Source organism: Desulfohalovibrio reitneri (genome assembly GCF_000711295.1).
Classification (GTDB): Bacteria; Desulfobacterota; Desulfovibrionia; order Desulfovibrionales; family Desulfovibrionaceae; genus Desulfohalovibrio; species Desulfohalovibrio reitneri.
Map to the genome: position 1 here is coordinate 765,489 of NZ_JOMJ01000003.1, position 22,547 is coordinate 788,035.

Genomic DNA, 22,547 nt, shown 5'->3' on the forward strand with positions numbered 1-22,547 from the left:
AGTGGGACCATCGTGAAAACCCTACCCAAAAAAGAGTTCTTTGCAAACGACGAACTTGTGAAGAATGGTTAAATCATTTCACGGGCGTTGACGAAGCGTACCCGGTCGTATTCAGCCAGCGAGTCCAGCAAACGCTCCAGAAAGGAGAAGGCCGCCCCGTTCATGCGTTGGTGGTGCAGCATAAGCCCGCATTCGCCGCGGGATACCGCCCGGGACAGCTGCGATAGCAATCCCGCCAGGCAGTCTTCGGGAGACTCTTCCTTGCGGGTGTGCAGGTCCACGTTGACGGGTATCCCCCGCATGCCAGGAGGAAGCGGCGGTCCTTCCCCGCACCAGCGGGAAACGGCTCGGAAACCGGCCCTGGCCAGCATGTCCAGGGTTTCGGCGTCGGTGCGGTTCCAGGGCGGAGTGAACAGCGGGTGGAAATATTGGCCCAGGTAGCGGGTGAGGATGTCGCGCCCCCGCTCGATGCGCCGGCCTTTCTCCTCCAGGGGCACGTCGTGCCCGAATTCGGATTTCTTGCCGCGCTGCTGCGTGTTGGCGTGGCGGAAGCCGTGCTGGTGCAGGCAGAAGATCTCTTCGGCCGGGTCCAGAGTACGGAAAAAATCCCTGTGGCGCATGGGCAGCCAAGTGGGCACCACCGCCAGGGCCAGGGGCACGGAACGGCGCCGGAAGACATCCAGCAGTTCCGGAAAGCCACGACCGGGCATGCCGATGTCGTCGGCCCGCACGAAGACGGAGACCGGGCCGCCGCGCTCCTCCATGGCCCTGTCCAGAACGTGTTCGAGCCGCGCCTCCAGATCAGCGGGCGGATCGCGATAAAGGGCGCAGGGCGTGTGGCTCAGGGCCATCACTCCCCCCCGGCCAGCGTTCGCAGAATCCTCGCCGAACGGTCGGCACCGCCGAGGTCGACATCGTGGGAGGGACGTTGTTTGGTGACGGCCTCGCAGATGCGGGCTGCCAGCCCCTCGGGGAAGAGGTCGTAGGAGCCGAGAACGGACAGGGCGCCGAGTTCGGCCAGCTTTTCCGCCCGTTCCGCCTGTTCGGAGTTGGCGTCGAATGGCAGGACCAGGGCGGGAATGCCCGCGGCCAGCACGTCCATGCAGGTGTTGTAGCCGGCCATGGAGATTGACAGGTCGGAGGCGGCCAGAATGTCCGGAAAACGCTGGGAAAAACGGCCGGCCGTGACGCGGGGCAGCCCGTGCGCCCGCACCCGGAGGCGCTGGTACTCATCCTCCTCCATGAAGGGGCCGCAGTACAACCGCAGGACATAGTCGGGTCTGTCACCCAGCAGGGAGAAGGCCTCCAGAACCGAGCGCAGAAGGTAGCCGCCCACACGGCCTCCGCCGATGCTGGCCGTAATGAGGCGGTCGGACTCGCCGAGTCCAAGTTCCTCGCGCACGGCCCGCCTGGCGCCCGCGGTCCCGGGGCGGGACACGAAACCCGTGTATTCCAGTGGGCAGGGCAGGTTGGACGCGAGGGGAAAAGTTTCCTCCAGCCTGGCCACGCGGGGGTCTGAGTGGACCAGCACCATGTCGAAGCCGGTCAGCGCTTCCATCACTCTGCTCTCGAACTTGGTCTGATCGTCGCGTTCCACCAGGATGTCGCGCAGGCTGCAGACGACCTTCGTCCGGGTAGAGGCCGCGGCGCGCAGCAGGGGGTCGAGCTCGAAGCGGAACTTCTTGCGCCCGAAGGGGTAGAGCTCGATCAGCAGCAGGTCCGGCATCTCGGCTTCCAGGAGGCGGAGCAGCTCTCTCGAACGTTCCGTTTTGACCGCCTCCACGTCGCGTTCCTGCGGGGAATAGAAGCCCTTGAAGGATTCGTCCATGACCAAGGGGGAAAGGGGGGCGTGGCGCACATGCTTGGGGAGCGGGGCCGGCGCTTCCGGGCCGCCGCTGACCAACAGCACGTCGTCCGGGGCAAGGGCTTGGTCCAGGGCCAGGCTGCGGAAGAAGTGGCCCACGCCGAGAACGTGTTGGCAGTAGTGCAGAACCTTCACGGGACGAACTCCTTATTCAAGGATACGAGGGAAAAGCCGTCTTCGTCCAGCCGAAGGCGGTGCAGCCTGTCCCTTTCCAACGGCTTTTTCCCGCCGGGCAGCATGTCGTGCCCGACCAGGTGGTAGAGCAGGCACTTGATAACCCCCTGATGCGTGACCACCAGGATGCGTTGGCCGGAAAAACGTTCTGCCGCATCCCGCAAAGCCTCGGACGCTCGCTGAAGTACCCGCGAGCGACTCTCTCCGCCGGGCGGGGTGAAGTCCCATCCCCTGCGCGACTGGCTCTGGAACTCCTTGCGATGGTCGTTGACGATGCGGCAGAGGGTCAGCCCAACCCACTCGCCCCAATCCTGTTCCCGCAGGCGTGAGTCGAAGTCGAGGGCGCCGCCGACGCGCCGCCGGATGGCTTCCGCCGTGGCCACGGCCCGGCGGAGGTCGCTGGCCAGGATACGATCATAGCGCCCGGGCCGCAGGGCGTTCGCCCAGGCCTCGGCTTGCTTCTGGCCTTCCGGGGCGAGTATGGTGTCGGTTTGTCCCTGGATGCGGTGTTCCAGGTTCCAATGGGTGCGCGCGTGGCGCATGAGGGTGAACTCTGTGCTCTGCATGTCAGCCCGCGAGATCGTACAGCAGTTCCTCGAATCGGGCTAGGTTGGCTTGCAGGTCGAACTCCCTACTAACGCGCTCCGAGCCCCGAATGCCCATGGCCAGACGCGTTTCCGGCTCGTCCAGCAGACGGGCAAGGGTCGCGGCGAACGCGTCCAGGTCGAAGGGCTCCGTGAGCAGGCCGGTTTCGCCGGAGGCTACCGCCTCGGGCACCCCCCAGCCGTCGAAGGCCACCACTGGCAATCCGGCCGCTTGGGCCTCCAGATAGGCCAGGCCCAGGGCCTCGTTGATGCCGGGGAAGGCGTAGAGGTCCGCCGCGCTGTACACGCGGCGAAGGTGCTGCCCCTCCACCTTGCCGAGGAAACGCGCCCGCCCTGGAATCTCGCGCTCGGCCAACTGGCGCAATCGCTCGCGCCCCGGCCCGTCGCCGGCGAGCACGAGGCGGAAGTCGCGTCCGGTCCCTGCAAGCTGTCCGCAGGCTCGAATCAGAAACTCCAGACCGCGCGTCTTCACGTCCGAACGGAACATGGCCACGGCCAGGATGACAGAGGCAGTGTCGGGCGCCGCCCATTCCGCCCGCAGGGTTTTTCCCGCCTCGGGGTCGCGGGTGAAGTCTCCGGGGTGGATGCCCTGGCGCACCAGGGCCAGACGCTCGGCGGGCACGATGCGGCCGAGTTGCTCGAAATCCCGCCGCTTGTTGGCCGCCACCAGATCGGCGGCCAGCAGAGCGCGCCGGTTGAGGTGGAATCCTGCCCAGGTCCCGGCCCGCTTGCGCCGCTTGGTGGAGTAGGCCGCTTGGTAGATGGCGTAGGGAATGCCGAGTTTTCGGCTGACATGCGGGCCAAGTACGTCCGGGGCCTTGTAGTAGGCGTGGTAGGTCAGCCAGAGGTCGGGCGGGGTGCGTCGCAGCAGACGCGGCAACCGTGCCAACTCCAGGGCGGCCGCGGGCCAGAGCCAGGGACGGTGGGTAATCCAGCGGGTTCGCAGGGCGGAGGCGTCGATGATCTCGTGCCCCCGCTCCAGCAGCCACCGGCGGAGAGTGCGCCCGATATGCAGATCGCCTGAGGGACGGCCATGCCCCAGGGGCTTGAAGGGCATGTAGAAGGCGATGCGCATGGTATCAGGACGCGGGCGGATGCAGTCCGTGGGAGCGGTAGACCTCGATGAGTTCCTCGGCGCAACGGGCGTTGTCGAAGTCGCGCAGCACCTTTTGGCGGGCTTTCGGAAGAATGGCCGCGCGGAGGTTCTTGTCGGTCAGGAGGCGGCGCAGCGCGTCGGCCATGCCGTCGGAGTCGCCCGGCTCCACCAGCAGGCCGTTTTTGCCCGATTCCACCAACTCCGGTATGCCGGAGACAGAGGTGGCCACAACCGGCACCTGCATGGCCATGGCCTCGGCCAGCACGTTGGGGATGCCGTCGCGATCGCCGTCCGGCGCGATCTCGCACCCCAGCACGAAGGCGTGGGCCGAGGCGAGCTGCCGCATGACCTCGTCGTGAGGCTGCACGCCGAGCCACTGGGTCCGGCCCGCCAGGTCCAACTCCGTCAACATTTCGAGAATCCGCTCCCGTTCGTCGCCGTCGCCCACCAGGCAGTAGGAGAAGTCAACTCCCTGGTCAGCCAGCCTGCGAAGGGCTCGGAATACGGTGGGCAAGCCCTTTTTGGTGGTTAGGCGAGCCACGGTCAGGATGCGGAAGGGCCTGCTTGTGGGCGGGCCGCCGTTGGGGGAGAAGAGGCGGACGTCGATACCATGGTAGACGCGGTGGACCGGGGTGGAGCCCTCCTGGGTCAGTCCGGCCAGGTATTCCCGGTTGTGTTCGGTACAGGTGACAACGAATTCGGCCTGCTCGATCTTTTCCTTCAGTTGGGCCGGCTTCTGCGTCCAGACGTCCTTGGCGTGGGCGGTGAAGCTGAAGGGCAGGCCGGTGATGATAGAGGTGAAAAGCGTCACCGAAGTGGGGGAGTGCGCGAAGTGGGCGTGCAGGTGGCATATGCCCGACCCGGGCAGCACCCGCGCGGCGATCCACCCGGCTTGCAGGAGATGCTTGAGGGTGGCGATTTTGCGGGAGCGGAGCAGGCGGCGGCCGGCCAGCCCCGCCGCGCGTGTCCATCCCTTGCGATGCAGGCGGATGGCCCGGATGTTGGCGGCCAGCAGCTTGCAGATGTTGCCGCGCAGCGTGGAGGGCAGATAGTCCACCCGCGCCTTGATGGCCTTGACCGATTCATGGCTGAAACTCTCGCGCGGATGGCGCATGGAGATGATGCGTACGCGATACCCCGAGCGTTCCAGCAGGGCTATCTCGTTGGAGATGAAGGTCTCCGAGATGCGCGGGAATCCCTTGAGGACCATGCCCAACACGGGGCTGTCGCTTTTCATGGCAGTTCGTTCTGGAATTTCTCCAGCCGCGACCGGATGACTTCCAGGCCGGTGAGGGCGAAGCCGTTCACCGCCGATCGGCGCGGTTGGATGTTGGTCAGGAGTTCATCCAGCTTGCCGGCCAAGCTGGCCGGGGACATGGAGGACCATGGGAGGAAGTCGAGCAGGGAGTGTTCCTTCATGACCTCGGCCCGGATGCGCTGTTCCAGCCTGGGCGTCTCCCTCGGCACGATGAGGGAGACCTTCTTCTGGGAGAGGATTTCGCAGATGGTGTTGTAGCCGCCCATGCTGACCACCAGGTCGGCGTTGGAGATGAACTTCTCCATGCGCCGGGAAAAATGGTGGAATTTGACACCCAGCTGCTTGGCCCGGGAAGCGATGTCTGCCCGCTCCGCCTTGGGCATAAAGGGTCCGGAGACCAGGATGGTGGCTATGTCCGAAGTTGGCGGGTTCTCCTCAAGCATGCGCAGGTAGTTGTCCAGCAGGGGATAACCATCGCCGCCTCCACCGGTGGTGACGACCACCAGTTTACGCTTGCAGGCCGGATTTGTTTGCTTCGGCTCGGAATTGGAGTTGAAGGGCCTGGGGATGTATCCGGTGAAGATCATCTTTTCGCTGATGTTCTCCGGTATCCTGTATTCCTTAATGGGGTCGTACAGTTGCTGTTTCCCGTAGACCCAGATTTCCGAATAGAATTTTTCCAGCACCGTGTAGATGTTTTTTTTACGCCAGTCGTTGATGGTCGATTCGGCGTCGTCCATGACGTCGCGCAATCCCAGCACGGTGTTGCATGTGTGGCGGCTGCGCTTGAGCATTTTCAGCGTGGGCATGATTTCGTCGTTGAGGCCGCGCGGGGCCTTGTCCACGATGAACATGTGCGGCTGAAAGGCCTTGGCCGTGGCTTTGATGATGCTCTGGCGGATGTCCAGGGCGTGCGAGGGATGGATCTTGATGGAGTGGGGGACGTAGAGGTCGTTGCTCTTTTTGATCATCCCCGGGATGCGGACGAAGTCGATCTGCTCGGGGAAGTCGTAGCGCCCTACAATGGGAGAACCGGTAAGGATGAGGATGTTGATGTTTTCCCGCTTGAGCTGCGAGGCGATAGCCATGGTTCGGCGAATATGGCCGAGTCCATAGGTATCATGGGAATACATCAGGATGTTGAAGGTGGTGGGGCTCGACATGCGTTTTCTACCGCGTCCCTGAGACTCCCTCGGCACGGGACACGTGTCTCTTACGCATAATCGGGCCTTGAGGCAATGACCTGATTGTTTCCCTTGGGGAAATGTGCTTTCCTCCCGTCATGCGCCGTCTTGACGTCATGCTCTACGCCCACGACGGGCGCGGGCTGGGCCACGCCTCCCGGGCGACAGCTCTGTGCCTGGCTCTTCGCCGCCTCAACCCGGGGCTTTCGGCCCTTGTTCTCACCGGAAGTCAGCACGTGGCCGACCTGGCCGCCCCCGGCTCGGCGGACTGGCTCAAACTTCCTTCCTACGCGACTGTCGTGGAGAACGGCGTCTCGCGCGGCGTCGACGGCCCCAGCGGATTGTCCGACACGGAATTGGGCGAGGCCAGGGCGGGGCTCATTCTGGATGCGGTCCGCCGCTTGCGGCCGCGCCTTGTGCTGGCGGACCACAGCCCCCAGGGCAAGCACCGCGAACTGCTGCCCGCCCTGCGTGAATCAGGGGAGCTCGGCGTGCGCTGGTGGCTCGGCGTGCGCGGGGTGGTGGGCGGCGTGGACAAGATATTCTCCGACTTGTCCAGGAAGACGTTCCAAGCCCATTACTCCGGCCTGCTCTGGTACGGCGACGAGGCGCTGCACGGCCGGAGTGAGAGGGATGCCCTGGCGAAACACTTCGGCATTGAGCCGAGGCGGATCGGGATGGTGAACCGATTGGCTGAACTTCGCAGGCTCGGGGTCTCCGGCGGGGAGGTGTTGGGTCTGACAGCCTCGCTGCCATGGAGCGGCCCGGCCACCTCCGGGGTGCTGTCCGCCCTGGCCCGGGCTGCGAGGGAAATCGGGGCCGTCTATGGGCCGTGGCGGATTTTCGTGGACCGCGCCGAACTACGGTCGGGACGCGATGTCTTTGCCGGGCTGGAGTTCGTCCGGATCGAACAAGCCGGTCGCGGTTACGCCGAGGCCCTGCTCGGAGCGCGCGCAGCCCTTGTGTTCGGAGGAGCGAACAGTTTGGGCGACGTGCTGGCCGCCGGACTGCCCGCGGTGGTGTTGACCCGCGGCATGCGCGACGGCGAGCAGGAACGACACGCTTCCATGCTGGCCGGGGCGCGGGAGGGGCTGGAGCTTCTGCCCGAGGAACGGCTCGAATCCGATCTGCCAGGTGCTCTCCGACGCGTCCTGGACACCCGGGGCGAATCCGTGGCCAGCCCGGTGGACTTGGACGGCGCCGTCCGCGTGGCCGATCTGCTGGCCGCTGAACTGGAGGCGACGTGATCAACAAGGTCCGTCTGGACGCTTGGAGAAAACGGTGGTCGCGCGACGAGCGTCCCAAGGTGGAGCGCGTACTGGAAGGCCTGGATCGCTCCCTGCCCGTGCTTGAGGCTGGTTGCGGGTACGGGGCCAAGCTGGAGCTGCTGCGTTCCCTGGGGTTCACCGATCTGACCGGGGTGGAGATCAATCCCAGGGCCAGGGAGGCGGTGCGCGCCAAGGGGTTCCGCGTCCTGTCGCCGGACGAACTGGCGAGGGAGGGGCGGGAGTACGGCCTGTTGGTCATGGCTCACGTCATCGAGCATTTCGACTGGCGGGACCTGCTGGATTTCACCGACCCGTACCTGGAGCGTCTCGCCCCCGGCGGTCGCTGCCTCATCCTCGCGCCTCTGCCGCACCCGCTGTTCCACGAGGACTTCGACCACGTGCAGCCGTATTTTCCGCAGACGATCAAGGTTCTCTTCGGCGAGGGGGACGACCAGACCCAGGCCGTCTCCCGCCACGTGCTCAAGCTTCGGGACGTGTATTTCCGCCGTTCTCCTTTCCGTCGCAAGACCACCCGGGCGCGGCTTCTCAAGCGGGGGGACGCGCCGGACCGGATGATTGACGCCGGTCTGGCGCTTCTTTTCCGAGCGAGTTTCGGGGTGGTTGGACGCCGTACCGGCTGGATAGGGCTGTTCGAAAAGAAGGCTAGCCGGTCCGGGTGAAGAACACGGGATACTTGAAGCGCTGGTCCAGGTCATCGCAATGGCTTAGCACGTTGGCCGTCCATTCCGGTCCGTATATGTGCTTGGCGTAGTCCAGCAGGTGGAAGCGGCCGTCCCGAATGAAACGGTCCGGGTAGTGGCGGGCTAGTTCTTCCTTCGAGGTCCGCAGTTCATCCAGGGTGTAAACCGGCCGCATGGTGTGCAGCATCTCGCCGGAGGACATTTCCGCTACGGCCCGTAGCAGGTTCTCCGCCTTGCCCTTGGTTATGGAGCCGCGGCCGATTATATCCACGAACAAAACCAGGTCGAATGATTCACGAGGCGGATCGATCAGCAGGTCGGCGGCGCGGAAGCGCACCCATTCGGACAGACCGTAGAGGTCCGCCAGCTCGTTGGCCGCCTCCACCACGTCCTTGTCCATGTCGAATCCGGTAACCTCCGAAGCCCCGCGCCTGACCGCCAGAAAGCTATGGTGGCCGAGGTTGCAGCCCAGGTCGGCCACCCGCTTGCCGGTGAAGTCCACGGCCACATCCTCGGGCAGGGCGTCCTCGTCCCAGCCGTGGCCGGGATGAAGGAGTCCGCCGTCCGGGGAACGCACTTCCCTCCAGACGCGTTGCGGGCCGAGCGCGGTGAGTTTGTCGCGCAAGGCGATGATTCGGCTTGTGTCCATGGAGATATACATGAAGCAAGCCGGGGGCGCTGTCCAGGGGTGTTATTATTTACCGCCAACGCCTTGCTCAGCGGCGTGAAACGGGTATCCTCGGCCCGGCTCATTGCAATGGAGGGCTCCTTCCACTACTTTTGCGCGGTACGTTTTAGCCAGGGAGAATGCAATGCATAGTGGGATTCCGCGCGTTTGGGTCGTCATCGTCGCCACTTTGGCCGCGCTCGCGGTGGCGCACTGGCTTCGCCTGGATTGGCTCTGGGTGGTCGGGGCGGCTGCAGGGTTGGCTGGCGTCTGGTGGACCACCAGAGGCTCCGGCTGCCGGGAGGAACTGCTGGAAGCGGTGAAAAGCGCCGCCAAAGGCGAGGACGTGACGGTTGAGGACGGCTCGTCTCCGGTGGACAGGGCTCTACTGCAGCTGGCCGCCAAAACACGCGAGTGTGGGTATTACGTCAGCGCAATGCAAAGCGTGGGCAACCCCATGCTCATGTGCGACCGGTCCGGCAAGATTGTTCATGCAAGCCGATCCCTCCTGGATGTTTTGCGCAAGCCCGGGGATCGCGTTGTGGGCCAAACCGTGAGCCAGGCCTTCTATGGCAAGGATGGAGAATCCATGACCGAAGGCGTTATGGCCGAGGGCGGTGAACTGGACAAGGAAGTGGAACTCGAACTGTATGACGGCCGCGTCGTGCTGGCGCATCTGTACGTCAACTGCATCACAAACGTCCGGGGCGAGGTGAAGGGGGCGGTAGCCTCCTTCGTGGATATTGGCGAGCAGAAGAAGGCCCAGGCCGACCTGCGGGAACAGCAGGAACGGATGATGCGTGTGGGCAGCGACATCAGCAACCTGGCCCAGCGTGTCGCTTCCGCCGCTGAGGAGCTTTCCGCCTCGGCCGATGAGCAAGCCAGGGGGGCGCAGAGCCAAAAGGCCCAGACCGACACGGTGGCAACGTCCATGGAGCAGATGACCGCCACCGTGCTCGAGGTTGCCCAGAACGCCTCCGGCACATCTGACGCGGCGGATCAGGCCCGGGAGGCCGCCCGCGAGGGTTCCGACCTGGTCAACCAGGCGGTGGACGGAATCGAACAGGTCTCCGACTCCTCCAAGGAGCTTTCCTCGGTACTTTCCCAGCTTGACGGGCAGGCAGATGAGATCGGCCGCATCATCGGGGTCATCAACGACATCGCCGACCAGACCAATCTGTTGGCGCTCAATGCGGCCATCGAAGCGGCCCGGGCGGGCGAAGCGGGCAAAGGCTTCGCGGTGGTGGCCGACGAGGTACGCAAGCTGGCTGAAAAAACCATGGACGCCACCAAGGAAGTGGAGAACGCCATCCGCACCATTCAGGAAAGCTCTCGCACTGCGGTGGATTCCATGGACCGTACCGCGGAGCAGGTGGCGCGAAGCACCGACCTGTCCCGCAAAGCGGGCGATTCCATCTCCCGCATCCTCGACAGCGTCAACGACATGGTGGAACGCGTTTCCCAGATCGCCACCGCGGCCGAGGAGCAAAGCTCAGCCGCCGAGGAGATCAACAGCAATATCGAGGAGATCGCGGGCATCGCCCGGGAAGCGGATGACGCCGCCGGGCAGGCCGCCGGAGCCACCCGCGACCTGGCCCAGCTGTCACAGGAACTGCTGACGCTCTCCCTGGACTTTTCCGGCAAGGACACCGGCTCCAGGCTGCGCTCGTCCGAAGGGCAGATGAAGGGTGTGCTGCCCAAGCTTATGCAGGAATACGTGCGCAAGGAATACGGCGAGGACGTCTACAAGAAAGTGCAGTCCGAACTCGGCGATCCGGTCTTTCTGGCCACCGGAAGCTATCCCGACTCGGTTCTACACCAGATGGCCGAGGCGGTGGCTGACAAGGCCGGTGTGAAGAAGCGTGACGTGCTCTTCAACCTGGGCAAGCACACCGTTCCCCGCTTCCACGATATGTACCGCCGCTACTTCAAGAACCTCGGCGACCTCAAGGAATTCTACCTGTCAATCGACAGCATCCACCGCCAGCTTACCAAGGACGATCCCAGCCTCAAACCGCCCAAGTTCAGCTACGAGGACAAGGGGAACACCCTGTATATGAATTATTCCTCCTCGCGGGGCCTGTTCGACTACTTCGAGGGTATTTTGCGCAGTGCGGCGGATTTCTTCGGCCAGAAGCCGGAAATCAAGGTCAAGCCGCTGGACGACACCACGGCCAGGGCGGAGATACGTTTCAATTAGTCCGGCGTGTGATCGCCGGTACGACACGGGGTTAGGGAATCGTTGGGAAAAGAAATGGAGCAGACGGGTTCGCCGCGCGTCCTCATTTCGCTGCATGACCTGGGCGGAAGGGCGATTGAACTGGCCCAGCGGGCAGAGGGGCTTCTGGCCCGCAGGGAGGACAACTTCCTGGAGCTGGGTTCCACGTTGCAGGACGCCTGGTCCAGGGCATCCGGACTGGCCGAGCGGGCCGGCCGATTGTCCGAGGCGACCAGCGGCGAGGGCATGGCCGGGGCCATCGGCGACCTGGAGGCCAAACTTGAAGAGTTGACCGGCGTCTGCCGCCTGGACACCAGCGAGGACAGTCTGGAGCAGCTCGGCCGTATTCTGGACATCGTGCAGGGGCTCGACCGGTTCATCGGCGAGTTCAGGCGTATCGTCCGCAAGCTGCAGATGCTGGGCATCTCCACCCGCATTGAATCGGCCCGCCTGGGCAACCTGGGAAGCGGCTTCTCCACCCTGGCCGACGACGTGGAAAAGCTGTCCCACACCATCGAGGAACACTCCGCGAACATTACCGAACAGTCCGGGAAGCTGCGCGACTTGGTTTGGTCGGCCCGGGAAAAGACCTCCGAGATCATGGCCACCCAACGCGGCTGCTCCGAGGAAATTATCGAACACGTCACCGAGAATCTCGGACACCTGCGCGAAGTGGACCGCCGCTCAACGGAGGCGGCCGCAAAGCTGCCCCATCGGTCTCGGGAAATGGCAGACAACGTGGGACACGTGGTGCAGTCCATGCAATTCCACGACATTGTGCGGCAACAAATCGAGCATGTGCAGCACGCCTTGGATGACATGGGCCGGGAACTGCTCCGACGCGAAAACGAGGTGCGCGAGGTGGACGAGTCCAGCCGCAACGCCCTGGGCTTCGCCGCGGACGTGGCCCGTTTGCAGATTTCCCAGGTACAGAACGCGCATGAACGGTTCGGAACCGCGGTGGAGACAATTCGCGACAACCTGCGCGGTGTGGCCCTGGGGGTTCGCCGCATCGTGGACGAGGCGGCCTCCGTATTGGAGGCTGGAAGTGATGACGGCAAGACCTCGGTGTTGGAGCGCATCGAAGAAGGCATCTTCGAGGTTATGTCCGGCATCAGGGCCTTCGCCGACCAAGGGAGGGACATGGCCGATTTGATGCGGGACGTGGCCGGCACGGTGTCCGCCATGTCCGGCTTCGTCACCGACATCGAGGACGTTGGCTCCGAGATCGAACTCATCGCCCTCAACGCCAGCGTCAAGGCGGCACACACGGGCGAGGAGGGCGCTGCCCTCGGCGTTCTGGCGACCTCCATCCAGACTCTTTCCGTGGAGGCGCGAAGGGAGACGGATTCCGCCAGCACCGTTCTGCGTCAGGTGTCCGAAGCTTCCCGCACGCTGCAGGAAAACGCGGAAAGCTACATGGATACTTCCGGTGTTGAGGAAATGCTGGAGAAACTCAACAGCCTCATCGACAGGATTCGGGGGATGAACTCCGGGGTCAGGGGGGCCTTCGACGATTTGCGGTCCACGGGTGAGCGGCTGGCCGGTGACGTCGAGGAGGTGGCGGAGTCCGTCGACTTTCATGAGGATGTCTGCCACGACCTGCGCACTCTGGAAACGGCCCTGCGCGAAATGGAGGATGAGGCCCGGGACCTGGTGCCGGCCAACGACGACGAATCCCGGCCCCAGCGACTGCGGGAAATGCTCTCCACCTACACCATGGAGGCGGAGCGGGACATCTACCGCAAGACCTTCGAAATGGAAGACGAACCGGAGAGCCATCCCGAGGTGTTCGAGGAGGAAGGCGAGTTCGGCGACAACGTGGAGCTGTTCTGATGGGCGGATACACCCTGGAAAGCGGCGAGGGCGCCACCAGGCTGCTTCTGGACGGGGATTTCGGCGTGCAGGACTCGGATGAGCTGCGCTCCGTTCTGCATGATGCCCTCGTCGGTGGAGACGGCTTGGCCGTGGATTTGTCCGGCGTCGGCCGCGTGGATCTGACTTTTTTTCAACTGCTCGAATCGGCCGCCAAGACCGCCGGGAACATGGGCAAGGCCTATTCCCTGGAGAGCCCATCCGGCGACGTGCTGGACGAGGCCAAGAGGCACGGCATAGCGGGTGGCGGCTGTCAAATAAGCAAGATGCTTGGAGGCTGACATGGCCAAGACGATCATGACCGTGGACGATTCCGCCAGCGTGCGGCAGATGGTTTCCATGACTCTCAAAAACGCCGGGTACGACGTTATTGAAGCGGGTGACGGCAAGCAGGCCCTGGGAAAACTGGGCGGTCCCGTGGATATGATCGTGACCGACCTAAACATGCCCAACATGGATGGTATCGAGTTGATCCGCCAGGTCCGGGCCAATCCCAAGTACAAGTTCATCCCCATCGTCATGCTGACCACCGAATCCCAGGCCGGCCGGAAGCAGGAGGGCAAGGCAGCCGGAGCCACTGGCTGGATCGTCAAGCCCTTCAAGCCCGATCAGCTTCTTGGTGTTGTGCAGAAGGTCCTTCGCTAACAAAGAGGCGGTAGCGTGTCGCAGGAAGAACTGAACCGCCAAGCGTTCAAGGAGGAGGCCCAGGATCTGCTGGGCGAATTGGAGAACGCCCTTTTGGAGCTTGAGGAGTCACCTGGAGACGCGGATCTCATCGACCGCGTTTTCCGGGCCATGCACACCATCAAGGGCTCCGGTGCGATGTTTGGTTTCGACGACATCGCCTCCTTCACCCACGACGTGGAAACCGTTTTCGACCGCGTCCGCAATGGCGAAGTGGCCGTGGGGCGCGAACTGCTCGACCTGACCTTGGCCGCGCGCGACCGCATCCAGGATATGCTGTTCGAGACTGAGGGCGAGGACAGGGACCCGGAGCGGTCCAAGGCGATTCTCGATGGGCTGCGCCGCTACCTCGGTGAAGCGGAGGCCGCTCCCACGCCGGAGGCCGAATCCCCGGCGGAGTCCGGGGACGAGGAATCCCGCTTCTACCGTATCCGCTTCAAGCCGCCCGAGGATATGTTCCACACTGGCGGCAATCCGGTCCACCTTCTGGACGACCTGGGCGAACTGGGCCCTTGCCGCATCCTGGCCAACCTCGAGGAAGTCCCTTGGCTCGGAGAGTGCCGGGCCGAAACGTGCTATGCTTGGTGGGACGTCATCCTCTGCACCACCGCCCCGGAGCGGGAAATCCACGACGTGTTCATGTTCGTGGAGGACGAGAGCGAGCTCGCCGTCAGCCCCATCGCCGAGCCGGAGGAACTGGAGGGGGACCAGTACAAAAAACTCGGCGAGATATTGGTCGAACGCGGCGACATAAGCGCCGATGGCCTCAAGCGGGCGCTCTCCGAGCAGAAGCGGCTTGGGGAGGTGCTCCAGGAGAGCGGACTGGCTTCGGCTGAAAGGGTTCGGTCCGCTCTGGCTGAGCAGGAGGCGGTGCAGGAGATTCGGGGGCGGCGCAAGGAATCCGAGGCCGCTTCGTCCATCCGGGTTGCCGCCAACAAGCTTGACGATCTGGTCAATTTGGTGGGTGAACTGGTCACTGTCCAGGCGCAGATAAGCCAGAAGGTGGCCGCCAAAAAAGATCCCGCTCTGACAGCCCTAGCCGAGGAACTGGAACGGCTGTCAGACGAACTGCGCGATTCCACCCTCGGCATCCGCATGCTCCCCATAGGCACCACCTTCAGTCGGTTCCGCCGCCTGGTGCGCGACCTGTCCGTGGAGCTCGGCAAGGAGATCGAGCTGGAGACCTCCGGGGCAGAGACGGAACTGGACAAGACGGTCCTCGAACGAATGGGCGACCCGCTCGTACACCTCATTCGCAATTCCATCGACCACGGCATCGAGCCGCCGGAGGCGCGCCGGGAAAAAGGCAAGCCGGAAACGGGAACCATCAACCTCAGCGCGGCCCATTCAGGCGGTGAGGTGGTTGTCACCATCGAGGACGACGGCAAGGGCATGGACCCCAAGGCGCTCAAAGCCAAGGCGGTTAACCGGGGGGTGTTGTCTCCCGAGGCTGATTTGACGGACAAGGAGTGCTTCAACCTCATCTTCGAGCCCGGCTTTTCCACCGCCGAGAGCGTGACCAGCGTTTCCGGGCGCGGCGTGGGCATGGACGTGGTCAAGCGTGCCATGGACGAACTGCGGGCAGTGGTGGAAGTGGACAGCGTCCCGGGGCGTGGAACCGCCATATCCATCCGACTGCCCCTCACTCTGGCCATCATCGACGGGTTGCAGGTCCGTGTGGGTGGCGAGCATTACGTCATCCCCCTGGCCCTGGTTGAGGAATGCGTGGAGTTGCAAGCCCAACAGGTGTCCGGGGGGGCGAACAAGCGCATCATCGACCTGCGCGGGGAAATCGTACCCTACGTCATGGTACGTGAGTGGTTCGAGGTGCCTGGAAATCCACCGCCCATCGAGCAGGTCGTGGTTACATCCACGGAGTGGGGAAGAGTCGGGTTGGTGGTGGATTCGGTCATCGGAGAGCACCAGACCGTCATCAAGTCGTTGGGCCGTGTCTACCGTGATGTGGAGGGCCTTTCCGGGGCGACCATCCGGGGCGACGGGAGTTTGGCCCTCATTCTGGACGTGCCCCGGTTGGTGCGGTCGGCGGCCCAGGAGGCCCAGCGGTGAACGAGGCGTCCAAGGGACGGGACGTGGAACGGCGTGGCGGTAGCTGCCGCCTCGGTCTGCGCGAGAAGGACTTCAAGCGATTCGCGGCCTTCATTCACGACGAGTGCGGCATCAAAATGCCGCCCACCAAGCGGACCATGCTCGAGGCGCGGCTGCAGAAACGTCTGCGTGTTCTGGGCCTGGCGGATTACGCAGAGTACTGCGAGTTCGTTTTCAGTCCGGAAGGAATGGAGACGGAGCTGCACCACCTGCTCGACGTCGTGACCACCAACACCACGGACTTTTTCCGGGAGCCCAAGCACTTCGAAACGCTGGCAAACGTCCTGCTGCCCCAGTGGTCGGCCGCCACTGGCAACCGGCGCGAATACCGGGTCTGGAGCGCGGGCTGCTCCACCGGTGAAGAGCCCTACACCCTGGCCATGGTGCTCAGCGACTACGCCGAGTCGTCAGAGGGATTCGACTTCAAGGTTTTGGCCACGGATATTTCCACCCGGGTGCTGCAACACGCGGCCAAGGCCGTCTACACCGTGGACAAGGTGTCCAAGGTGCCGCAACGCCTCAAGTCCCGCTACCTGCTGCGCTCCAAGGACCGGACGAAGCAGCTGGTTCGAATGGTCCCGGAGGTGCGGCGGCGCGTCATCTTCCGCCGTCTCAACTTCATGGGCGATTTTAAGCTCAAGAAGCCGCGTGACGCCATTTTCTGCCGCAACGTCATGATTTATTTCGAACGCCCCACCCAGGAAAAGCTGCTGGGCAAACTCTGCGACAACCTCATCCAGGGCGGCCACCTGTTCATCGGCCACTCCGAGAGCCTGACCGGCCTCGATCTTCCCCTGGAGCAGGTTGCGCCGACCGTCTATCGCCGGGTGTAAGGTCCGCCTCATGTCCAAGCCCATTCGCGTCATGGTGGTGGATGACTCGGCCCTGGTCCGCCAGACCCTCTCCGATATTTTCTCCAGCGACCCGGACATCGAGGTCATGGCCGCGGCCTCAGATCCGTACGCCGCGGTCAAGAAGATGGAGAGTGCGCTGCCCGATGTCTTGACCCTGGACATCGAAATGCCCCGCATGGACGGCCTGACCTTCCTGCGCAAGATCATGAGCCAGAACCCCATTCCGGTAATCATCTGTTCCACTCTGGCGGGCGAGGGTAGCGAAGGGTGGGTCAAGGCCATGGAATACGGAGCGGTGGACGTCATCACCAAGCCAAAGGTCGGCACGCGCAAGTTCTTCGAGGAGTCGCGCATCCGCATCTGCGATGCGGTCAAGGCGGCGGCCAGCGCCAAGCTGAACAGGCTCAAGCCGCGCAAGGCGGTTGCGGTGGAGCCGAACCTTTCCGCCGACGCCGTGCTTCCCAAGGGGCGGCTGCGCGAGATCAAGACCACCGAGACCGTGGTCGCTGTGGGGGCGTCCACTGGCGGCACCGAGGCCTTGCGTGTTTTCCTGGAGGCCATGCCTGAAAACGCTCCGGGCATCGTCATCGTGCAGCACATGCCGGAAATGTTCACCGCCGCCTTTTCCCAGCGTCTGAACACCATCTGCCGCATCACCGTCCGGGAGGCGGTGAACAACGACACCATTCTCCGTGGGCAGGCGCTCATCGCTCCGGGCAACAAGCACATGCTGGTCAAACGCTCCGGCGCACGGTCCTACGTGGAAGTTAAGGAAGGTCCGCTGGTTCGCAGGCACCGCCCGTCGGTGGACGTTCTGTTCCGCTCCGCCGCGCGCTACCTGGGCAAGAACGCCGTGGGCGTCATCATGACCGGAATGGGCGACGACGGGGCCCAGGGAATGCTGGAGATGCGACAGGCCGGGGCATTCACCATCGCCCAGGACGAAGCCACTTGCGTGGTTTACGGCATGCCCGGGGAGGCGGTGAAACTTGGCGGAGTGGAAAAGATTCTGCCTTTGGAGCGAATTCCCCTGGAGGTGGTGCGTGCCGCCCGTTGAGCCGGCGGCGCTGTCTGCGCGCCACCCGGCGGGCGTCCGCTAGGCCTTCTCCCCCAGTTTGTGGCGGTAAAAGCCCACATCCACGTCCTCCACGGTGACGAGCCCTTCCTGAACCACGCCATCCAGCCAGGTGAGGAACTGGTTGATTTTTTCCCCGGCGTCCACGATCTCCACGATGAGGGGGAGGTCCTGGGAGAGGACGAGAATCTTCGATGTCCTGACGCGGGAATTGGCCCCGAAGCCGGAGACCCCGCGCAGGACGGTGGCCCCGGCCAGACCTCGCCTGGCCGCTTCCTCGACGATGGCCTCGTGAAGGGGCTGAGAGCCTATTTTGTCCCATTCCCCGGTGTAGACGCGCAGCCGCTTGGCTTTGCTGGGAAGATGCATGGTCGCTCCTTGGGCTTACAAGAGCCTGGCCAGCCGCAGCCCCGCCAGGACCGCGGCCAGGCCGAGGACGGTCTGTCCGCCGATATTCATCCCCGCCAGCCACCACTGGCCGTTCCGCAGCAGGGCGAGGCTTTCGAACATGTAGGTGGAAAAGGTGGTGAAGGCCCCGAAGAAGCCGGTCAGGACCACCAGCTTGGTCTGAGCGGGCAACCCCAGCCGCTCTTCGGTCAATCCGAAGACGAGGCCGAAGGCCAGGGCGCCGAAGAGGTTGACCACCATTGTGCCCAGGGGAAAGTTGGGGCCGGCCAGCCGTTGCGCGGCCATGGAGACCCCGTAGCGGCTTGCTGTGCCGAGAGCGCCCGCCAGAGCGATGAGGGCCAAGTTTTGCAAATCGTCACTCCTCGGCGTACCGTTTCCCCATTGCCCTACACCCAAAGGCCCCTGGAAATCCAGGCGCGCCGGACGACAATATGGACTAAACGCATGGAAACCGAGCTGAAATTCCAGACAGATGATCTCGAAGAACTGGCCGCGCTGTTGCGCCGTCTGGGTGCCGCCGAGGTATGGCCGCGCCACTTCGAGCGGAATCTTGTTTTCGATGACAACCAGGAAAGTCTGCGCGGGCAAGGCACCCTGCTGCGCCTCCGCCTCGCCGGAGACCGGGCAAGCCTGACCCTGAAGCGTAAACCGCAAAATACGCACCCCGGGCACGCCAAGGTCATGGACGAACGCGAGACGGAAGTGGCCGACTTCGATGCCACACGGGCTATTTTGGAGGGGTTGGGCTACCGCGTCGCCTTCGCCTACGAAAAATACCGGCGGGAGTATCGACTGGGCGACTGCTTGGCCTGCCTGGACGAACTGCCTTTCGGGTCTTACCTGGAGCTTGAGGCGGCCGGTGAGGGCGAGTTGATCCGGTGCGCTACAGCATTGGGACTGGAACCGGCGGAGGGGATCGTCGCCAACTATCATCAGCTCAATCTGTCCGAGCGGGAAAAGCGCGGGCTGCCGCCCGGGGACGGCTTCGTCTTCGACGGCTGGGCTGAAAAGTGAGCTTTCCGCCTTTGCCTCCGGAGCCGAAGATTGCTATATTGCGTTTTACGTGGAGGAATCATCAAGGTCCTCTTCACAACCAGGACTCAAGCCTTATGGTCAGGCTGTTGCAAATGCGAGAGGGCTAGATAATGTCAGAGGAGAAGTTGCCGCTTGAAAGGCGCGACACGGAAACCTTTGTGGAAGATGAGGTTCGTGAGCCTCGCCGATACAAGGTACTGCTCCACAACGATGACTACACCACAATGGAATTCGTGGTGAAGATACTGCGTGAAGTGTTCAGCAAGACCGAAGACGAGGCCATGCGCATCATGCTCCATGTGCATAACAACGGAAAGGGAGTGTGCGGTGTTTTCACTCACGAGGTCGCCGAAACGAAGGTGACTCTGGTGCACAATCTGGCAAGGCAGGCCGGATACCCCCTGAAAAGCAGCATGGAAGAGGTATAAATCATGTTGAGTAAGCGACTCGAAGGCGTGTTGACCGAGGCGGTGAAGGAGGTCAAGCGTCGCAACCACGAGTTCCTGACGCTGGAGCACCTGCTCTACGCCATGGCGCAGGACGACTCCGGGGGCGACATCCTGGAGGGCTGCGGAGCCGACGTCGCGCGCCTGAAAAACCAGTTGGAGCGCTTTTTCATGGACCACATGGAAGTGCTGCCCGAGTCCAGCCCCACGGAAGTGGTGCAGACTTTGGGCGTGCAGCGGGTCCTGCAGCGCTCCATCATGCATATGCAGTCCGCGGGCAAGGAGAAGGTCGAAGTGGGCGACGTGCTGGCCGCCCTGTTCGATGAAGAAGACTCCTACGCGGTCTACTTCCTCAAGTCCCAGGGCGTCAGCCGGTTGGACGTGCTGGAGTTCATCTCCCACGGCACGGCCGAGGAGTTGGAAGAAGACCCCGAGCCGGTGGAAAAGAAGAGCGGCCGCGACCCCAAGGAATCCTCCAAGGAGGCAAAGTTCCTTGAACAGTACGCTGTGGACTTGGTGGCCAAGGCCAAGCGGGGCGAGGTAGACCCGCTGATCGGTCGGGAAAACGAGATGCGCCGCACCATTCAGGTGCTGGCCCGCCGCCGCAAGAACAATCCCATCTACGTGGGCGACGCCGGTGTGGGCAAGACCGCCATGGCCGAAGGGCTGGCCCTGAAGATCGTCCAGCGGCAGGTGCCGGAATCCTTTCTGGAGACCGAAATCTATGCCCTGGACATGGGCGCGTTGCTGGCTGGGACCAAGTACCGTGGTGATTTCGAGCAGCGCCTCAAGGGCGTGATCAACGCCATCAAGAACCGAGACAACGCCATCCTCTTTGTGGACGAGATTCACACCATCATCGGCGCGGGGGCCACCAGCGGCGGCACACTGGATGCCTCCAACATTCTCAAGCCGCTGCTGGCTTCCGGTGAAATCCGCTGCATCGGCTCCACGACATACGAGGAATACAAGAACGTCTTCGAGAAGGACCGGGCCCTGTCCCGACGCTTCCAGAAAATCGAGATCGCCGAGCCGAGCGTGGAGGAGACCGTGGACATCCTCAAGGGGCTGAAGCCCTACTACGAGGAGCACCACGGGGTGAGCTACACGGTCAACGCCATCAAGGCAGCGGCCGAACTCTCCGCCCGCTATATCAACGACCGCTTCCTGCCGGACAAGGCCATCGACGTCATCGACGAGACCGGCGCGGTGTGCATGCTCACCCGCAAGCACTGCAAGAGCAACAAGGTTTCCGTGAATGACATCGAGAAGGTCATCGCCCGCATGGCCCGCATTCCCGTGCGGCGGGTGAACACCTCGGACCGGGGCCGCCTGTCCGATCTGGAGTCCGACCTGAAGAAGTACGTCTACGGCCAGGACAAGGCCGTGGAGAGCATCTCCAGTTCCATCAAGCGCGCCCGGGCGGGCCTGGGTAACGAGGACAAGCCGCTGGGCAGCTTCCTTCTCATGGGGCCCACCGGCGTGGGCAAGACCGAACTGGCCCGCCAGCTGGCCAACGTCATGGGCGTCAGCTTCCTGCGCTACGACATGTCCGAGTACATGGAGAAGCACGCCGTGGCCCGGCTCATCGGCTCCCCTCCGGGGTACGTGGGCTTCGAGCAGGGTGGCCTGCTGGTGGACGACGTGCGCAAGAATCCCTACAGCGTGCTGCTGCTGGACGAGATCGAGAAGGCGCATCCGGACATCTTCAACATACTCCTGCAGGTCATGGACTACGCCACGCTCACGGACAACAACGGCCGCAAGGCCGACTTCCGCCACGTGATCGTGCTCATGACCACCAACGCTGGAGCGCGGGAAATGTCCAAGGGCGGCATCGGCTTCGGCAAATCCATGGAGACTGACGTGGAGAAGGGACTCAAGGAGTTGGAACGTCTCTTCAGCCCTGAGTTCCGCAATCGCCTGGACTCCGTTGTCCAGTTCGGCCCGCTTTCCCAGGAGATCATGGAGATGATCGTGGACAAGTTCATCGCCGATCTGAACAAGCAGGTGAAGGACAAGCGCGTCAAGGTCACGCTTTCCCAGTCCGCCCGGGAATACTTGGCCAAGGAGGGACACGATCCCGCCTATGGCGCGCGCCCCCTGGGCCGCGTGATCCAGGAGAAGGTCAAGGACCCCCTGGCCGATGAGGTGCTCTTCGGCCGCTTGAAGAACGGCGGCCAAGTCAAGGTGGAGTATTCCTCCCAGGCCAATAAAGGTGAGAATCCCCTGCGCTTGAAGGTCAGCCAACCGACCGGGGCCAAGGGCAAGAAGAAGGCGGCCGCCGCCTCCTGACGGAGACCATGACCGTCTTTCTGCTGGGCGACGAACCCTTCTTCCCGGACCCCGCCCTGGCCGAGCCCGACGGGCTGCTGGCCGTGGGCGGGGACCTTTCTTTGGAGAGACTCGTATCCGCCTATTGCCGGGGGATTTTCCCCTGGTACGGCGAGGATACGCCCATCCTCTGGTGGTCCCCCGACCCCAGGCCACTTCTCACGCCGCAGGGAGTGCACGTCTCGCGCTCCCTGCGGCGCTGCCTGAACCGCGAGCCATTCACGGTCACTTTCGACCACGCCTTCGAGCGGGTTCTGGCGGGCTGCGCCAAGACGCCCCGCCCGCAAGGGGAGGGTACTTGGCTTGTCAGCGACATGATCGAGGCCTATTGCCACCTACACGACCTGGGTCTGGCCCACAGCGTGGAGGCTTGGTGCGGCGGGGAGTTGGTGGGCGGCCTGTACGGCGTCTCCCTGGGGCGCGCCTTCTTCGGCGAATCCATGTTCCATCTGGAACCCAACGCTTCCAAGGCCTGCTTCGTTCGGCTCTGCCGCTTGCTGGCCGCCTGGGATTTCGATTTCATCGACTGCCAGCAGACCACGCCGCATATGACCGCTTTCGGCGCGACGGAAGTGCCGAGGGAGGAGTTCATGGAAAAGCTGGGCGCGGCCCTGGAGGGCCCAACGCGGCGCGGCTCCTGGAGTCGCCAGGCCAGCCTGTACTGCTGATTTCCATGCCGGGCTTTCCCGCCCGGC

The 22,547-nt window shown here is 63.6% G+C and carries 22 protein-coding genes; 13 read left to right on the forward strand and 9 right to left on the reverse strand.

Annotation, left to right across the window (positions count from 1 at the left end):
• Nucleotides 1-68: 68 nt before the first annotated feature.
• Genes N911_RS0104130 through N911_RS0104155 form a run of 6 tightly spaced genes read right to left on the reverse strand, consistent with a single transcriptional unit; the run spans nucleotide 69 to nucleotide 6,160 of the window.
• Nucleotides 69-851, reverse strand: coding sequence for a polysaccharide deacetylase family protein (locus tag N911_RS0104130; RefSeq protein WP_029894628.1), 783 nt, complete (start codon nucleotides 849-851; stop codon nucleotides 69-71).
• The gene (locus N911_RS0104135) at nucleotides 851-1,999 is read right to left on the reverse strand and encodes a glycosyltransferase family protein (RefSeq protein WP_029894630.1); all 1,149 of its coding nucleotides are present in this window, start codon (nucleotides 1,997-1,999) and stop codon (nucleotides 851-853) included. The genes N911_RS0104130 and N911_RS0104135 overlap by 1 nt, the downstream gene beginning before the upstream one ends.
• The gene (locus N911_RS0104140) at nucleotides 1,996-2,604 is read right to left on the reverse strand and encodes a histidine phosphatase family protein (protein WP_035104324.1); all 609 of its coding nucleotides are present in this window, start codon (nucleotides 2,602-2,604) and stop codon (nucleotides 1,996-1,998) included. The genes N911_RS0104135 and N911_RS0104140 overlap by 4 nt, the downstream gene beginning before the upstream one ends.
• Nucleotide 2,605: 1 nt before the next feature.
• A complete protein-coding gene (locus N911_RS0104145) occupies nucleotides 2,606-3,718 on the reverse strand; it encodes a glycosyltransferase family 4 protein (RefSeq protein WP_029894634.1) in 1,113 nt (370 codons plus the stop codon).
• A 4-nt stretch (nucleotides 3,719-3,722) separates the two neighbouring features.
• On the reverse strand, nucleotides 3,723-4,976 hold the full coding sequence (locus N911_RS0104150) for a glycosyltransferase family 4 protein (RefSeq protein WP_029894636.1): 1,254 nt from the start codon (nucleotides 4,974-4,976) through the stop codon (nucleotides 3,723-3,725).
• Nucleotides 4,973-6,160: a glycosyltransferase family protein gene (locus N911_RS0104155; RefSeq protein WP_029894638.1), complete on the reverse strand. Its 1,188-nt coding sequence runs from the start codon at nucleotides 6,158-6,160 to the stop codon at nucleotides 4,973-4,975. The genes N911_RS0104150 and N911_RS0104155 overlap by 4 nt, the downstream gene beginning before the upstream one ends.
• Nucleotides 6,161-6,279: 119 nt before the next feature.
• Between N911_RS0104155 and N911_RS0104160 the strand changes: the two genes are divergently transcribed.
• Nucleotides 6,280-7,428: a hypothetical protein gene (locus tag N911_RS0104160; RefSeq protein ID WP_035104993.1), complete on the forward strand. Its 1,149-nt coding sequence runs from the start codon at nucleotides 6,280-6,282 to the stop codon at nucleotides 7,426-7,428.
• Nucleotides 7,425-8,129 carry a class I SAM-dependent methyltransferase gene (locus N911_RS0104165; protein ID WP_051693901.1) on the forward strand — a complete coding sequence of 235 codons (705 nt, stop codon included), beginning with the start codon at nucleotides 7,425-7,427 and terminating at the stop codon, nucleotides 8,127-8,129. Before N911_RS0104160 ends, N911_RS0104165 begins: the two co-directional genes overlap by 4 nt.
• On the opposite strand, the gene N911_RS0104170 is transcribed toward N911_RS0104165, so the two are convergent.
• Nucleotides 8,113-8,799 (reverse strand): class I SAM-dependent methyltransferase, encoded by a 687-nt coding sequence (locus N911_RS0104170; RefSeq protein WP_035104996.1) that lies wholly within the window; start codon nucleotides 8,797-8,799, stop codon nucleotides 8,113-8,115. The two genes, N911_RS0104165 and N911_RS0104170, sit on opposite strands and share 17 nt — an antisense overlap.
• A gap of 163 nt (nucleotides 8,800-8,962) precedes the next feature.
• On the opposite strand from N911_RS0104170, the gene N911_RS0104175 reads away from it, so the two are divergent.
• Genes N911_RS0104175 through N911_RS0104205 form a run of 7 tightly spaced genes read left to right on the forward strand, consistent with a single transcriptional unit; the run spans nucleotide 8,963 to nucleotide 17,611 of the window.
• Nucleotides 8,963-11,017 (forward strand): methyl-accepting chemotaxis protein, encoded by a 2,055-nt coding sequence (locus N911_RS0104175; RefSeq protein WP_029894644.1) that lies wholly within the window; start codon nucleotides 8,963-8,965, stop codon nucleotides 11,015-11,017.
• A 54-nt stretch (nucleotides 11,018-11,071) separates the two neighbouring features.
• Nucleotides 11,072-12,871, forward strand: a complete 1,800-nt coding sequence (locus N911_RS0104180; protein WP_029894645.1) for a methyl-accepting chemotaxis protein — start codon at nucleotides 11,072-11,074, stop codon at nucleotides 12,869-12,871.
• Complete coding sequence (locus N911_RS0104185) at nucleotides 12,871-13,191, forward strand: STAS domain-containing protein (RefSeq protein WP_029894646.1); 321 nt, start codon at nucleotides 12,871-12,873, stop codon at nucleotides 13,189-13,191. Before N911_RS0104180 ends, N911_RS0104185 begins: the two co-directional genes overlap by 1 nt.
• A 1-nt stretch (nucleotide 13,192) precedes the next feature.
• Nucleotides 13,193-13,555 (forward strand): response regulator, encoded by a 363-nt coding sequence (locus N911_RS0104190; protein ID WP_029894647.1) that lies wholly within the window; start codon nucleotides 13,193-13,195, stop codon nucleotides 13,553-13,555.
• A 15-nt stretch (nucleotides 13,556-13,570) separates the two neighbouring features.
• Nucleotides 13,571-15,661 (forward strand): chemotaxis protein CheA, encoded by a 2,091-nt coding sequence (locus N911_RS0104195; RefSeq protein ID WP_029894648.1) that lies wholly within the window; start codon nucleotides 13,571-13,573, stop codon nucleotides 15,659-15,661.
• On the forward strand, nucleotides 15,658-16,533 hold the full coding sequence (locus tag N911_RS0104200; RefSeq protein ID WP_081859042.1) for a CheR family methyltransferase: 876 nt from the start codon (nucleotides 15,658-15,660) through the stop codon (nucleotides 16,531-16,533). The genes N911_RS0104195 and N911_RS0104200 overlap by 4 nt, the downstream gene beginning before the upstream one ends.
• A 10-nt stretch (nucleotides 16,534-16,543) precedes the next feature.
• Entirely contained in the window at nucleotides 16,544-17,611 is a 1,068-nt protein-coding gene (locus tag N911_RS0104205) for a protein-glutamate methylesterase/protein-glutamine glutaminase (RefSeq protein WP_029894650.1), read from the forward strand.
• Between the two features lie 39 nt (nucleotides 17,612-17,650).
• Here the strand turns inward: N911_RS0104205 and N911_RS0104210 are convergent, their stop codons facing one another.
• Nucleotides 17,651-17,998 (reverse strand): DUF190 domain-containing protein, encoded by a 348-nt coding sequence (locus tag N911_RS0104210; RefSeq protein WP_029894651.1) that lies wholly within the window; start codon nucleotides 17,996-17,998, stop codon nucleotides 17,651-17,653.
• Between the two features lie 15 nt (nucleotides 17,999-18,013).
• The gene (locus N911_RS0104215) at nucleotides 18,014-18,388 is read right to left on the reverse strand and encodes a fluoride efflux transporter FluC (RefSeq protein ID WP_029894652.1); all 375 of its coding nucleotides are present in this window, start codon (nucleotides 18,386-18,388) and stop codon (nucleotides 18,014-18,016) included.
• 93 nt (nucleotides 18,389-18,481) lie between these two features.
• Here N911_RS0104215 and N911_RS0104220 point away from each other — a divergent pair, with 93 nt between their 5' ends.
• The 4 genes from N911_RS0104220 to aat all read left to right on the forward strand — a co-directional run bounded on the left by N911_RS0104220 (nucleotide 18,482) and on the right by aat (nucleotide 22,520).
• Nucleotides 18,482-19,051, forward strand: coding sequence for a class IV adenylate cyclase (locus tag N911_RS0104220; RefSeq protein ID WP_029894654.1), 570 nt, complete (start codon nucleotides 18,482-18,484; stop codon nucleotides 19,049-19,051).
• 146 nt (nucleotides 19,052-19,197) lie between these two features.
• Entirely contained in the window at nucleotides 19,198-19,500 is a 303-nt protein-coding gene (clpS, locus tag N911_RS0104225; RefSeq protein WP_029894655.1) for an ATP-dependent Clp protease adapter ClpS, read from the forward strand.
• 3 nt (nucleotides 19,501-19,503) lie between these two features.
• Nucleotides 19,504-21,813, forward strand: a complete 2,310-nt coding sequence (clpA, locus tag N911_RS0104230) for an ATP-dependent Clp protease ATP-binding subunit ClpA (RefSeq protein ID WP_029894657.1) — start codon at nucleotides 19,504-19,506, stop codon at nucleotides 21,811-21,813.
• An 8-nt stretch (nucleotides 21,814-21,821) separates the two neighbouring features.
• Complete coding sequence (aat, locus tag N911_RS0104235; protein WP_029894659.1) at nucleotides 21,822-22,520, forward strand: leucyl/phenylalanyl-tRNA--protein transferase; 699 nt, start codon at nucleotides 21,822-21,824, stop codon at nucleotides 22,518-22,520.
• Nucleotides 22,521-22,547 lie beyond the last annotated feature (27 nt).